Annotated in this window: 16 protein-coding genes; 8 read left to right on the forward strand and 8 right to left on the reverse strand. The window is 69.0% G+C overall.

Annotated features, from left to right (window positions below):
- Positions 1 to 45 precede the first annotated feature (45 nt).
- Together WT97_RS24860 and scpB are read left to right on the forward strand one after the other, a co-directional pair.
- Entirely contained in the window at positions 46 to 1269 is a 1224-nt protein-coding gene (locus WT97_RS24860; protein WP_060354596.1) for a CaiB/BaiF CoA-transferase family protein, read from the forward strand.
- Positions 1266 to 2075, forward strand: coding sequence for a methylmalonyl-CoA decarboxylase (gene scpB, locus WT97_RS24865; protein WP_060354597.1), 810 nt, complete (start codon positions 1266 to 1268; stop codon positions 2073 to 2075). The genes WT97_RS24860 and scpB overlap by 4 nt, the downstream gene beginning before the upstream one ends.
- A 38-nt stretch (positions 2076 to 2113) precedes the next feature.
- On the opposite strand, the gene WT97_RS24870 is transcribed toward scpB, so the two are convergent.
- The 3 genes from WT97_RS24870 to WT97_RS24880 form a co-directional block, all read right to left on the reverse strand.
- Positions 2114 to 2656, reverse strand: coding sequence for a chromate transporter (locus tag WT97_RS24870; protein WP_059499884.1), 543 nt, complete (start codon positions 2654 to 2656; stop codon positions 2114 to 2116).
- Positions 2653 to 3261, reverse strand: a complete 609-nt coding sequence (locus WT97_RS24875) for a chromate transporter (protein ID WP_059791618.1) — start codon at positions 3259 to 3261, stop codon at positions 2653 to 2655. Before WT97_RS24875 ends, WT97_RS24870 begins: the two co-directional genes overlap by 4 nt.
- A gap of 130 nt (positions 3262 to 3391) precedes the next feature.
- Entirely contained in the window at positions 3392 to 4147 is a 756-nt protein-coding gene (locus WT97_RS24880; protein WP_060354598.1) for a DeoR/GlpR family DNA-binding transcription regulator, read from the reverse strand.
- A gap of 81 nt (positions 4148 to 4228) precedes the next feature.
- Between WT97_RS24880 and WT97_RS24885 the strand changes: the two genes are divergently transcribed.
- The 3 genes from WT97_RS24885 to WT97_RS24895 all read left to right on the forward strand — a co-directional run bounded on the left by WT97_RS24885 (position 4229) and on the right by WT97_RS24895 (position 6258).
- The gene (locus WT97_RS24885) at positions 4229 to 4828 is read left to right on the forward strand and encodes an NUDIX domain-containing protein (RefSeq protein ID WP_059499887.1); all 600 of its coding nucleotides are present in this window, start codon (positions 4229 to 4231) and stop codon (positions 4826 to 4828) included.
- Complete coding sequence (locus WT97_RS24890; RefSeq protein ID WP_059791616.1) at positions 4825 to 5205, forward strand: hypothetical protein; 381 nt, start codon at positions 4825 to 4827, stop codon at positions 5203 to 5205. Before WT97_RS24885 ends, WT97_RS24890 begins: the two co-directional genes overlap by 4 nt.
- A 183-nt stretch (positions 5206 to 5388) precedes the next feature.
- Entirely contained in the window at positions 5389 to 6258 is an 870-nt protein-coding gene (locus WT97_RS24895; protein WP_060354599.1) for a Sir2 family NAD-dependent protein deacetylase, read from the forward strand.
- Positions 6259 to 6288: 30 nt separating this feature from the next.
- Here WT97_RS24895 and WT97_RS24900 read toward each other — a convergent pair whose 3' ends face one another.
- Positions 6289 to 7500 (reverse strand): S53 family peptidase, encoded by a 1212-nt coding sequence (locus tag WT97_RS24900; protein WP_060354600.1) that lies wholly within the window; start codon positions 7498 to 7500, stop codon positions 6289 to 6291.
- Between the two features lie 403 nt (positions 7501 to 7903).
- Between WT97_RS24900 and crcB the strand changes: the two genes are divergently transcribed.
- Positions 7904 to 8290, forward strand: coding sequence for a fluoride efflux transporter CrcB (gene crcB, locus WT97_RS24905; RefSeq protein ID WP_059791612.1), 387 nt, complete (start codon positions 7904 to 7906; stop codon positions 8288 to 8290).
- Positions 8291 to 8313: 23 nt separating this feature from the next.
- Complete coding sequence (locus tag WT97_RS24910) at positions 8314 to 8664, forward strand: DUF190 domain-containing protein (protein ID WP_059499891.1); 351 nt, start codon at positions 8314 to 8316, stop codon at positions 8662 to 8664.
- A 14-nt stretch (positions 8665 to 8678) separates the two neighbouring features.
- Here WT97_RS24910 and WT97_RS24915 read toward each other — a convergent pair whose 3' ends face one another.
- Together WT97_RS24915 and WT97_RS24920 are read right to left on the reverse strand one after the other, a co-directional pair.
- Positions 8679 to 9242, reverse strand: a complete 564-nt coding sequence (locus WT97_RS24915) for a YggT family protein (RefSeq protein WP_034206634.1) — start codon at positions 9240 to 9242, stop codon at positions 8679 to 8681.
- Between the two features lie 75 nt (positions 9243 to 9317).
- Positions 9318 to 10247 (reverse strand): Rossmann-like and DUF2520 domain-containing protein, encoded by a 930-nt coding sequence (locus WT97_RS24920; RefSeq protein WP_060354601.1) that lies wholly within the window; start codon positions 10245 to 10247, stop codon positions 9318 to 9320.
- Positions 10248 to 10762: 515 nt separating this feature from the next.
- Between WT97_RS24920 and WT97_RS24925 the strand changes: the two genes are divergently transcribed.
- Positions 10763 to 11059 carry a hypothetical protein gene (locus tag WT97_RS24925; protein WP_006488565.1) on the forward strand — a complete coding sequence of 99 codons (297 nt, stop codon included), beginning with the start codon at positions 10763 to 10765 and terminating at the stop codon, positions 11057 to 11059.
- A gap of 117 nt (positions 11060 to 11176) precedes the next feature.
- Here the strand turns inward: WT97_RS24925 and WT97_RS24930 are convergent, their stop codons facing one another.
- Positions 11177 to 11845: a LysE family translocator gene (locus WT97_RS24930; RefSeq protein ID WP_060354602.1), complete on the reverse strand. Its 669-nt coding sequence runs from the start codon at positions 11843 to 11845 to the stop codon at positions 11177 to 11179.
- Between the two features lie 58 nt (positions 11846 to 11903).
- Entirely contained in the window at positions 11904 to 13460 is a 1557-nt protein-coding gene (locus tag WT97_RS24935; protein ID WP_059791608.1) for a UbiD family decarboxylase, read from the reverse strand.
- Positions 13461 to 13475: the final 15 nt, after the last annotated feature.

Here is a 13475-nt window from a genome sequence, read left to right on the forward strand (position 1 = left end):
GTTCGCGAACACGCCACACCCCATCATCAATATCAGGAGTCCGGAATGAAGGCATTAACGGGAATCAGGGTCGTCGATCTCAGTCGCGCGCTGTCGGGGCCGTTCTGCTCGATGGTGCTCGCCGATCTCGGCGCCGACGTGATCAAGGTCGAGTCGGGGCCGCACGGCGACATGAGCCGCGCCTGGGGGCCGTTCGATCGCGGCGTGAGCACGTACTACCTGTCCTGCAACCGCAACAAGCGCGGCGTCTGTGTGGACTTCCGGCAGCCGGCCGGCCTCGACGTCGTGCGGCGCCTGATCGCGCAGGCCGACATCGTGATCGAGAATTTCAAGGCCGGCACGATGGACGCGATGGGGCTCGGCTATGCCGCGCTGAGCGCGAGTAACCCGCGGCTCGTGATGGGCAGCGTCACCGCGTTCGGCCCGCGCGGCCCGCTGCGCGACTGGCCGGGCTTCGACCAGATCGCGCAGGGCTACGCGGGGCTGATGAGCCTCACCGGTTTCCCGGACGGCGAGCCGACCCGCACGGGCACCGCGATCGGCGATCTCAGCTCGGGGATGTGGGTCGCGACCGGCGTGATGGCTGCGCTGTTCGAGCGCGAGCGCACCGGGCGCGGCCAGCATGTCGGCACGTCGCTGCTCGAAAGCCTCGTTGCGCTGTTGAGCGTGCACGGGCAACGCTACCTGAGCCTCGGCGACGTGCCGCGCCGCACCGGCAACGCGCATGCGGTGATCGCGCCGTACGGCGTGTTCGAGACGGCCGACGGCCCGCTGAACCTCGCACCGATCACGACCGACATGTGGGTGCGGCTGTGCCGGTTGCTCGATCTGCCCGAACTGCCGGCCGATCCGCGCTTCGCGACCAACGATGCGCGCGTCGCCCATCGCGACGAACTGAAGGCGCTGCTCGAAAGCCGGCTGCGCACGCGCGGCAAGCGCGAATGGACGCAACGGTTCGTCGACGCCGGGCTGCCGGCCGGGCCGATCCATACGCTCGACGAAGTATTCGACGATCCGCAGCTCGCGCATTGCGGGCTGGTCGAGCCGGTCGCGCATCCGACGCTCGGTACGCTGCGTCAGGTCGTCACGCCGCTCGGCGGGATGGGCGACGAACTGCCGGCGCCGCGCACGCGCCATGCGCCGCCGCTACTCGGCGAGCATACGGTCGACGTGCTCCGCGAAGCCGGCTACGGCGACGATGCGATCGACGCGCTGCTGGCGGAGCGCGCGATCTTCCAGGCGGATGCGGTGGCGGAGGCCGTGCAATGACCGACACGACGAAACGGGACGGGGCGTCGACCGTGACGGTCGACCTGATCGGCGAGCGGATCGCGCGCGTGCGGTTCGCGAACCCGACGCGACGGCATGCGCTCGACGCGCCGCTGCTCGATGCCCTCGTTGCACATCTCGATGCGTTGGCCGGACATCGTCCGCCGCCGGTCGTGATTCTGTCGAACGACGGCAGCGGCGACGTGTGGAGCGCGGGGCACGACCTGCGCGAACTGGCCGACGATCGCGATCCGCTCGCATACGGCAAGCCGCTCGAACGCGCGCTGCGGCGCGTGCGAACCTATCCGGGCGCGGTGATCGCGGCGGTGTCCGGATCGGCGTGGGGCGGGGCGGTCGATCTCGCGATGAGCTGCGATCTCGTCGTGGCGGCGCGCGACGCGCGTTTCGCGATGACGCCCGCGAACATCGGCCTGCCGTATTCGACGAGCGGCTTGCTGCGCTTCTACGACAACCTGCCGATCCACGTGCTGAAGGAGATGTTCGTCTGCGCGCAGCCGCTCGATGCGGAACGCGCCGCGCACCACGGGCTCGTGAACCGGCTGGCCGACGCCGGTGAGGTCGACGACGCGGCGCTCGACGTCGCGCGCACGATCGCCGCGAAGGCGCCGCTCGCGGTGCACGCGGTGAAGGAGCAGTTGCGCGTGCTGCAGGACGCGCGGCCATTGCCGGCCGATGCGTTCGAACGCATCGCCGAGTTGCGCCGGCAGGCGTGCGAAGGCGCGGATTTCGACGAAGGGTTGCGCGCGTTCGCGGAGCGGCGCGCGCCGGTGTTTCGCGGGATTTAGGCGGACAGCGGAGGTTTCGATGTGACGATGGCCGCGCGTCATGCGCCGCCGAGCGCATGTATGCCGACGAGCAGCAGCGCGCCGATGGCGATCAGCAGCAGCGCATGAACGCGCGTGTAGATCACGCACAACGTCGATGCGACGGCGATCGCGCGCGCGGGCCAGCCGCCGTCGAGCGCCTGCAGCAGCACCCACACCGACGCGAGAATCATGCCGGCCGCGACCGGGCGCAGGCCGGCTTCGAGCGCGATCTGCCAGCGCGCGCCTCGATGTCGCCGCCATAGATGCGCGACACCGTAGATCAGGAACGCGGTCGGCCCGAACAGCGCGAGCGTCGCGATCACCGCGCCCCAGAAGCCGGCCACCTGCCAGCCGATCAGCGTCGCCAGCAGCGAGCCGGGACCCGGCGCCATCCGTGCGATCGCGAAGTCGTTCACGAATTGCGCGGCGCTCATCCAGTGATGGACGTCGACGACCTGCCGCTGGATGTCCGCGATGACCGCCTGCCCGCCGCCGATCGTCGCGATCGACAGCGGCGCGAACACGCCGAACAGCGCGGCGTAACGTGCGGACGCGTTCATCGCGCGTCGCTCCCGCCCGGTGCCGCGGCCGCACGGCGGTATTCGAGCGCGACGCTCAGCGTGCCGCCGATCAGCACGGTCCACACTAGCGGCCAGTGCAGCACCGCGACCGACACGAAGACGAGCGTCATGACCGCGAACGGCAGCGCGCGGCGCGGCAGGCGGCGCACCGCGGTGATCGCCATCGAGATCGACAGCCCGATCGCCGCGGCCGCCGCGCCGGCGAGCGCGACATGCGTGAGCGGGAAGCGCGTGAGGGTCGAGAACGCGACGCCGAACAGCACGATCAGCACCGCGGGCGGCGCGATGATGCCGGTGAAGCCCGCCACCGCGCCGCGCCATCCGGCGAGACGGTAGCCGATCCAGATCGCGAGATTCTTCACGTTGACGCCCGGCAACGCCTGCGACAGCGCAAGGCCGTTGAGGAACGCCTCTTCGTCGAGCCATCGCCGCTCGTGCACGAAGTCGCGCATCATCCGTCCGCTGAGTCCGCCGCCGAAGCTGGTCAGGCCGATCTGCGCGAACGCGACGAACAGTGCGAGGACGCCTGGCGGCGCGTCGCTTGCCGGAGGGGCCGGGGGAGTCGGGGTGGAGGCGGGAGGCATCGGGCGGGTAGCACGTGGGGATCGGGCGATCGCCCATGTTAGCAAGCAGTGCCTGTCAGCACGCTGACATTGGCGCGGCGCCCGTACCCCCGGCTTCGCTATCGGTTCGACGCGGCCGGGCCGCCGCGCGTCATGCGCGCACCACCGTCACGCCGGCGGCCTCGATCGGCTCCGTCAGCGCGGCGTCGGTTTCCTTTTCGACGACGATCGCCTGCGCCAGCGCGATATCGCCGATCACGAACTGCGACGCCGCGCGCAGCTTCGACTGCGACGCGAGCACGACCGTCTCGGCCGCGCGTTCGGCTAGCGCGCGCTTGATCGCCGCTTCCTCGAAATCGCCGGTGCTCAGCCCCGCGACCGGATGCACGCCCGTGACCCCCATGAAGTACAGGTCCGCATGGATGCGCGCGATGCCTTCCATCGCCGCCGCACCGACCGCGACGATCGAATGCTTGTAGAGCCGCCCGCCGATCAGGATCACGTCGATCGACGGATGCGCGGCCAGCGCGACCGCGACGCTCGGGCTATGCGTGACGATCGTCGCGCGCAGGTCGACCGGCAACTGGCCGACGAGCAGCGCGGAGGTCGTGCCGCCGTCGACGATCGCGACTTGCCCGGGCGCGATCATCTGCGCGGCGCGCCGCGCGATGCGCCGCTTCTCCGCGGTTTCGAGCGCTTCGCGCTGCGCGAACGGCGCGACGGCCGGCGACGCCGGCAGCGCGCCGCCATGCACGCGCTGCAACAGCCCTTCGGCCGCGAGTTCGCGCAGGTCGCGGCGCACCGTGTCTTCGGACACGCCGAATTGCACGCTCAGCTCGGCAGCCAGCACCTGGCCGTCGCGCGAGAGCGCATCGAGGATCGCTTTCTTGCGTTGCGTCGTCAGCATCGTGTTTGCACGAAAATTCTTGAAATTGCACGAATGTGCACGTTACCATGAGCGCCGTCCTTTGTCGAACCGGAGGCTGCAATGGCTGCAACGCGGGAGCGGGTCCGCATCGTCGATACGACGGTGCTGTCCGATGACTGGTATGTGCTGCGCAAGGTGACGTTCGATTTCCTGCGCCGCGACGGCACGTGGCAACGCCTGAGCCGCGAGACCTACGATCGCGGCAACGGCGCGACGATCCTGCTGCGTCATGCCGAGACGGGCGACGTGCTGCTGACGCGGCAGTTCCGGATGCCGGCGTTCGTGAGCGGGCACGACGGCATGCTGCTCGAAGCGGCCGCCGGCCTGCTCGACGACGAAACGCCCGAAGCGCGCATCCGCGCGGAGGCCGAGGAGGAGACCGGCTATCGCGTGCGCGGCGTGCGCAAGGTGTTCGAGGCGTTCATGAGCCCGGGTTCCGTGACGGAGAAGCTGCATTTCTTCGTCGGCGAATACGATGCGTCGCTGCGCACCGGCGCGGGCGGCGGCGTCGCGGAAGAGGGCGAGGATCTCGAGGTCGTCGAGATGCCGCTGCAGGCGGCGCTGGACGCGGTCGAGCGCGGCGAGATCGTCGATGCGAAGACGATCATGCTGCTCCAGTACGTCGCGCTGCGGGAAACCGCGGGCGGGCGCGCCGCATGACGCCGCGGCTCGTGCTGGTCGCCGGCCCCTATCGCAGCGGCACGCACGGCGACCCCGCGCGCATCGCCGCGAACCTGCATCGGCTGGAAGCGGCGGCGCTCGCCGTGTATCGCCGCGGGCACGTGCCGATGATCGGCGAATGGGTGTCGCTGCCGCTCGCGGCCGCGGCCGGGTCGACGCAGGTCGGCGACGCGATCGGCGAAGCCTTCCTGTATCCGGCCGCGCACCGGCTGCTGCGATGCTGCGACGCGGTGCTGCGCATCGGCGGCGCGTCGCGCGGAGCGGATGCGGACGTGGCGCTTGCGCGGCAACTCGGCAAGCCGGTCTATTTCGCGGTTGACGAGATGCCGGTCGCGCAGGACGATTCGACCGATTGAGCAAGCATGAGCGCCGGGTTGCGGCATCGCCGGCGCGACACTTGCGGACAGCCGGTATTCGCGTTGCCGGTATCCGCACACGCGCAGCAGCCCGCAGTGGCGTCGCCGAGGCGGCGCGACGCCCGAACCGGCGTATGATCGCGACGCCATTCGCGCAACGTTCGACTTCACCGCTTTCCCATCATGCCGCTTTCCGACTCCGCCGATCCATCCGACTCCGCCGCCGCGCCGCTTCCCGCCGGTCTCGTGGCATCCGCCGTCGATGCACTCGCGCGCGCCGACGCATTGCTCGTCACGGCCGGCGCGGGCATCGGCGTCGATTCCGGCCTGCCCGATTTTCGCGGTACGGACGGCTTCTGGCGCGCGTATCCGGCGCTGCGCCACGAGCGTTTCGAATTCCACGAGATCGCGTCGCCGCACGCGTTTCGTGCGCGTGCGTCGCTCGCATGGGGCTTCTACGGGCATCGTCTCGCGCTCTACCGCGCCACCGCGCCGCACGCGGGCTTCGCGATCCTGCGCCGCTGGATCGACGCGATGCCGAACGGCGGTTTCGTGCTGACGAGCAACGTCGACGGCCAGTTCCAGAAAGCCGGCTTCGATCCGGCGCGCATCGTCGAGATCCACGGTTCGATTCATGCGATGCAATGCCTGCGCCCGTGCACGGACGAGACGTGGGACGCGGCGCCGTTCATGCCGGAGGTCGACGAAACGACGTGCCGCCTGGTGGGCGACATGCCGCGCTGCCCGCACTGCGGCGGGCTCGCGCGGCCGAACATCCTGATGTTCGGCGACACCGGCTGGCTCGGCGCGCGCTACGACGCTCAGGAGCGCGCGCTTGAAGACTGGATCGCGCGGGCCGGGCGCGTCGCCGTGGTCGAGATCGGCGCGGGCACCGCGATTCCGACCGTGCGCCTGTTGAGCGAGCGGTTCGGTGCCGACGTGATTCGCATCAACGCGCGCGAAGCGCATGCGCGCCGGGCGGACGTGATCGGGCTGAAGGGCGGTGCGCTGGCGACGTTGAACGCGCTCGAGCGCGCGTGGCGCGGCGGCTGAGCCCGCGCCGACCGGCCGCGGCCGCGCCGGTTACGGCCGGGCGACGAGCGCCTGCACGAGCGCCGGCGCGATCGGCGAACCGAGGCCCGTCACGTAGTCGTAGCCGCCCGCCGCGTTGCAGATGCTGCCGCAATTGCCGTTGGAGCCGGTCGTCACGTCGTGGAAGTCGCTGCCGTACGCGGTTTTGCCGACCGTATAGAGCGTGTCGTAGGTGCCGCTCAACGACTTCTTGCCGGCCGCCGTGCGCAGCGAGTTCGCGATCGCGACGAGCGCCGACCATTGCGGCGCACCCGCGCTCGTGCCGCCAACCTGGAACCAGCCGGCCTGTCCTTGATAGGTGACCGAGTCGTACACCGCGAAACCGCTGGACGGATTCGCGTCGTAGCTGACGTCGGGCACGCCGCGCTTGCCGGCCACCGGAATCGGCCAGGCAGCCTGGCCGGCCGGCTCGGCCTCGACGCTGCTCACGCCCCCGCCGCTGCCGCTCCACGCCGCCTCGCCGATGTAGTTGCCGGCCGTATCGGACGACAGCGTCGTGCCGCCGACGGACACCACATAGGGCGACGCGGCCGGGTATTCGGTACCGGTGCCGCTGTCGCCGGACGATGCGACGAACGTCACGCCCGGTACGTTGAAGTGGCTGTCGAAGCTCGTCTCGCTGCTGAATTCGTTGCCGCCGAAACTCATCGACACCACCGACGCGCCGCGCTTGACCGCGACGTCGACTGCGCCCATCAGGTCGCTGAAGCTGGCCGATGCGGCTTCGACGAGCACGATCTTCGCCTTCGGCGCGATCGCATGCACCCATTCGACGTCGAGCGAGATCTCGAGCGACCAGCCCGAATCGGGTTTGGGCCGCGCACCGTGCGCGTACACCTTGGTGAAACAGCCGTTCGACGACGTGCAGGCCGGCAACGAGAACGCATTGCTGAACACGCCGAGATCGGACTCGATCTTCGGGTCGTCGTACGCGTCGACGATCGCGACGACCATCCCGTCGCCCTGGTTCGCGATCGCATCGAACCCGTATGCATGCCGGGTGAGTGCCGGCGTGAGGCCGGCGATCGTGGCCGTGCTCGCACGCGGCTTCGTGTGGAACGGCGGGCGCGCGAATCCTGCCGGTGCACGATGGCCTTCGACGTAGGGCGGCGGCCCGTTGCCGTCGGCGAGCACGGCGCCCGACGCGAGCAGCGACGCGCACAGCGCCGGAATCAACATGGACGACGGGCGGATATTGTTCATTTTTCGAGTCTCCATGTCGATGGAGTGGAGTGGCGAATCAATTTTACGAAATCGACGACGGTAACTACATCGAATATCGACTGAATAAGGGAATGTCTGATAAGGGAAAGTACGCGGGATCCCTTATGGATTGGTGCTGTGCTGGGATAGCCCGCGCCGGATCGAACTGCTTTATCGATTTTCGAAAAATCCGATAAATAATCGGTCGATTCAAAATCGATTCGTAATGTCCGATGTAATTGTTCGGTAAATGTCCACTGCGGCGCGCGCGTGGAAATCGTGAAAGGCGTCGTGCGTTCGCGACACGATCCGCCGCCCGTCGGCATTGCCGGCGTGGCGCGATTGCGCATACAGTTCGGCGTAGGCCGCGTGCGCCGCGCGGCGGCGTCAGAGAGGAGTGCCCTTGTTCTATTCGATCGTCGCGATCTTCGTCGGCGCCGGGCTCGGCGCGTTGCTGCGCTGGTTCCTGAGCCTCGCGCTCAACGCGTTCTTTCCCGCGGTGCCGCTCGGCACGCTCGCGTCGAACCTGATCGGCGGCTATGTGATCGGCGTGGCCGCCGTCATGTTTACCGCTCGCGTCGGGTTGCCGCCCGAGTGGCGGCTGTTCGTGATCACGGGCTTTCTCGGCGGCCTCACGACGTTCTCGACCTTTTCGGTCGAAGTGATGACGCACGCGCTCGAGGGCGAATTCGGATGGGCGTTGGCGGTGGCTGCCCTACACTTGACTGGATCGTTCGCGCTGACGGCGCTCGGCATGTGGACCGCGCGCGCGTGGCTCGCGGCGGCCTGAGCGGGCCGCCATCGGAGGGAGCGATGGACAGGGTCTTTTTGCGTTTCTACGTGCACGAGCAGCACCGGCTGCACTGGAAGCCGCTGTGGGAATGGCTGCTGGAAGAGGCGAACCGGATGGGCGTCGCGGGCGGTTCCGCGTTTCGCGCGATGGCTGGTTTCGGCCAGCATCGCGTGCTGCACGAGGATCGCTTCTTCGAACTGCAGGGCTCGGTCGCGATCGAGGTCGAATTCATCGTCACCGAGGACGAAGCGCAACGGCTGCTCGAGCGGCTATCGCACGAGAAAGTGCGTGTGTGCTACGCGATGATGCCCGCGCGGTTCGGCGTGATCGACACGCTCGGCGCACCGCCGGCGCAGGGGCCGGCGGCGTAGGGCGTCGCGCCGGATCAGATGCCGAACATCGTCAGCGACACGGCCGCGCGCGTGACGATCATCAGCAGCACCTGCACGATCACGAACAGCAGGATCGGCGACAGGTCGATGCCGCCGAGGTTCGGGATCACGCGGCGCAGCGGGTTCAGGAACGGCGCGGTGAGCTGGTAGAGGATCGGCATCGCCGGCGAGTGCGGGTTGAGCCACGACAGCAGCGCCATCAGGATCGTCATCCAGATCACGAGATTGAGCGCCCACTTCACGACGGTGAGCAGCGCGACCACGACGAGCGTCGCGATCACGGCGGCCGGATCGAAGCCGGCCATCACGACCATCAGCACGACGTAGACGAGCGCGGTGAGCAGCGCGGCGACGACGCTGGCCCAGTCGATGCCGCGTACGCCCGCGATCACGCGGCGCAGCGGCAGCACGAGCCAGTTGGTCGCCTGCAGCACGGCTTGCGTGACGGGGTTGTACGGCGGCACGCGGACGGCCTGCATCCAGACGCGCAGGATCAGTGCGGCGCCGAATAGCGTGAAGACGGTATTGAGCAGAAAACGGGCGATCTCGCCGAACATCGTTGGCATCCTTTTTATACAGTCAGTAGCGTGCGGCCGCCAACGCCGGTTGGCGGCGCATCGGCCGACACCTTATCACGCCTCGTCTCGCGACGGGGAGGGGCGCGCGGCCGCGCGCGCGAGCGACGTTTCGACGGCTTCGGCCAGCGCCGGCAGCGAGACCGGCGGCGTCGCGCGCTTCGCCGCGAGCGCGATCGCGCGGCGCGTCAGCAGCGCGTACAGTGCCGCATGATCGCCGCCGCGCGCCTCGAGCAGCGCGAGTTGCCGCTCGACGATACCCGTGTCGCCGCGCGACACCGGCCCGGACAGCGCATTCGCGAGCCCCTTGTCGCGGGCGGTCTCGATCGTGCCGGCGAGCATCGGCAACAGCGCGCGTAGCGCAGCGTCCTCGTCGAAACCGAGGCCGCGCCACAGCTCGACCGCTTCCGACAGCCCGCACAGCGCGAAGCTCGCCGCGTAGTGGGCGGCCGCGTGATACAGCATCCGGCCGTCGGCCGGAATCGACAGCGGATGGCAGCCGAGTGCGGCGGCAAGTCGCAGCAGCGTCGCGTGCAGCGCACCGTCCGCTTCGATCGTGACCGAGCAGCCGTCGATGCGCGCGAGGTCGGCATCGGTGCCGCCGAACAGATAAAGAGGATGGAAGCCGCCGGTGGCCACGCCTTGCTGCTTCGCCGGGTCGAGCAGCGCGACCGCCGATGCGCCGCTGCAATGGACGAGCGCCTGGCGGGCGGCGCGCGAGGCGTCGAAGCGCAACGCCGCGGCGCTCGACGCGAGATGATCGTCGGGCGTCGTCACGAAGATCAGGTCGGCGGCGTCGGCCACTTGCTGCGGGGTATCGACCGCGCGGCAGCCGTCGATGCGCGCGGCAAGGCCGGCGGCCGATGCGGGTGTGCGGCTCGCGATCGCGACGACGGGAAAGCCGGCCTGCGCGAAACGCTGCGCGACACAGCGCGCGAGGCGGCCGGCGCCGATGAAGCCGAGGCGGGGTGTGTCGGGAAGCGGCATGGCAGCGGATGTAAGCGAAAACGAAGCAGCCGCCAGTATCGCAGGAATGACGGCGATGTCGCGGAAGGCAGCATGCGAGGCGGCCGCACGTATGAATTACCGATGCGCGGCGCGATCGATGCGTGGGTGGGCATCCGGTATCGTGGCGGGATCACGACTGCGGAATCCGTCCCCGAAACTCCATGCGGCTGCGTCCCGCTTGAAATGTCGGCATGTTGTCTCGAATTTGTAATCGTTCATTACGTACGCGCGCTAGCTGCGCGCGCCGGATCCGGTAAGACTGACCGATCGTCGTGTCGCGCCCCGACTCCTCGGATGGAATCGCGCGACCCGCAAGGGTTGGCGCCCGTGCGAGGCCCCGCGCCGGACGGCGGCTCCGGCCGCGGACAATTGCAATTTGCAACAAATGCACGATACGCGCGGGGCGGGTTTTCGCTACATTGCTTGCATGCGACGTGCATGCCCGCCGTTGCCGACAGGAGCGCCTAAAATACCGCTCCAGCAGGAGAATCGAAGTGAAAAAGCTCATTCCGTTCATCGCCGCCGCCGCGCTGGGCCTGGGTGCCGCAAGCGCCGCGCAGGCTCACGTGTCGATCGGGGTCGGCATCGGTATCCCGGTCGCACCCGCATATCCCGTCTATGCACCGCCGCCGCCCGTCTACTACGCGCCGCCGCCTCCGCCCGTGTACTACGCGCCGGCACCGGCCTACTATGCGCCGCCGCCCGCTGTGGTCGTCGGCGGCTACTACGGTCGCCCGTACTGGCGCCACGGCTACGGCGGCTGGGGCCATCACGGCTACTGGCGTCGCTGATTCGTCCCGCGCGGCCTGACCGCGCGCGGCAAAACGGCGCAACGTCCCGCGAGGGGCGCTGCGCCGTTTTTCATTGGGGCCGCCATTTCGGCGCGCGGCTCGGCAGGGCGGTCGCGATTACGTCGCGTGCACGATCAGGTCGCGGTAGCCGCCGACGATCACGCTGTACGAGAAATACGCGAACAGCAGCGCCGACGCGACACGGCACGCACGCATCAGCCCGGCGCCCGCACGCTTGCGGCCTTGGCTCGCGAGCGTGCACATGAAGAGCGTCCACGCGAGACCGCCGAGGAAAAAGCCCGACAGGAACACCGACGCGGTGGCCGGGGTGGTCGCGCCGGCTTTCGCGATCAGCGCGCCGCCGACCGCCGCGAACCACAGGATCGCGCTCGGCGACGACATCGCGAGCAGCATCCCGCGCGCGAAACTGCGCCGCGCGCTCGCCCGCGGCGGCGGTTCATCGTCCGCGTCGTCGTCGGCTGCCTTGACGGGCGCCAGCGCTTCGCGCGCCATCTTCCACGTGAGGAACAGCAGCACTGCGCCGCCGCCGATCCACACGATCCAGCGCACGGGTTCGAACTGCAGCAGCACGGCCATCCCCGCGAGCGCGAGCGCCGCGTAAACGAGATCGCCGACGCACGAGCCGACGCCGAGCCAGAAGCCCGGCCGGAAGCCGTGCGACAGCGTCAGCGACAGCATCGCCACGTTCACGAGGCCGATGTCGAGACACAACGATAGCGACAGAAAGAATCCGTCGGACAGCATGGAGGCAGGCGGAAAGTTCATCTTCGGGGTGCGTGCGGCGATTGCGATGCGCGGGCCGGCGGGTGCCGGCCGCGTGGCGTCAGAGGCCGATCTCCTGCCACAGCCGGTCGACGCGCGCCTTCACGGCCGCGTCCATCTCGATCGGGCGGCCCCATTCGCGATTCGTTTCGCCCGGCCACTTGTTGGTCGCGTCGAGCCCCATCTTCGAGCCGAGGCCGGCCACCGGCGATGCGAAGTCGAGATAGTCGATCGGCGTGCTGTCGACCATCACCGTGTCGCGCACGGGGTCGACGCGCGTCGTGATCGCCCAGATCACTTCCTTCCAGTCGCGGATGTTCACGTCCTCGTCGACGACCACGATGAACTTCGTATACATGAACTGCCGCAGGAAGCTCCACACGCCGAACATCACGCGCTTTGCGTGGCCCGCGTAGCTCTTCTTCATCTGGACGATGGCCATCCGGTAACTGCAGCCTTCGGGCGGCAGGTAGAAGTCGGTGATTTCCGTGAACTGCTTCTGCAGCAGCGGCACGAACACCTCGTTGAGCGCGACGCCGAGCACGGCGGGCTCGTCGGGCGGCTTGCCCGTGTAGGTCGAATGGTAGATCGCGTCGCGGCGCATCGTGATGCGCTCGACGGTGAACACCGGAAACCACTCCTGCTCGTTGTAGTAGCCGGTATGGTCGCCGTACGGCCCTTCGAGCGCGTGTTCGTACGCGGCCGCCGCGTTGCCCGCCGGTCGCGGCGGCGCGCCGGCCGGCGCAGGGGCGGGGGCGCCTTCCTGCGGATGAATGAAGCCTTCCAGCACGATTTCCGCGCGCGCGGGCACCTGCAGCGTGTCGACGCCGGGCGTCAGGCACTTCGCGAGCTCCGTGCGGCTGCCGCGCAGCAGGCCGGCGAACTGATACTCGGACAGCGAATCGGGCACGGGCGTCACCGCACCGAGTGTCGTGGCCGGATCGGCGCCGAGCACGACCGCGACCGGATAGGGCTTGCCCGGGTTCCGCAGCGCGAACTCGCGGAAGTCGAGCGCGCCGCCGCGATGCGCGAGCCAGCGCATGATCAGCTTGTTGCGGCCGATCAATTGCTGACGGTAGATGCCGAGGTTCTGGCGCGGCTTGTTCGGCCCGCGCGTGACCGTCAGGCCCCACGTGACGAGCGGCCCCGCATCGCCGGGCCAGCAGGTCTGGATCGGCAGCTTGTTCAAGTCGACGTCGGCGCCTTCCCAGACGATTTCCTGGCACGGCGGCGACGACACCGACTTCGGCGCCATGTCCCACACCGCCTTCGCGAGCGACAGCAGCTTGCCGGCGTCCTTCAGGCTCTTCGGCGGATCGGGTTCCTTCAGCGCGGACAGCAGGCGCCCGAGATCGCGCAGCGAACCGAGCGCGGCATCGTCGCCCGCATCGACGCCCATCCCGAGCGCGACGCGGCGCGGCGTGCCGAACAGGTTGCCGAGCACCGGGAACGCATGGCCGGGCGGCGCGTTGAACAGCAGCGCCGGGCCGCCTGCGCGCAACACGCGGTCGCACAGCTCGGTCATTTCGAGCACGGGCGACACGGGCTGGGTGACGCGCCGCAGTTCGCCGAGCGCCTCGAGGCGTTGAATGAAATCGCGTAAGTCTTTGTATTTCATGAAAAAGGTCCGGGC

Origin of the sequence: Burkholderia sp. MSMB1459WGS (assembly GCF_001534535.1) — a bacterium.
In the GTDB taxonomy this organism is placed as follows: domain Bacteria; phylum Pseudomonadota; class Gammaproteobacteria; order Burkholderiales; family Burkholderiaceae; genus Burkholderia.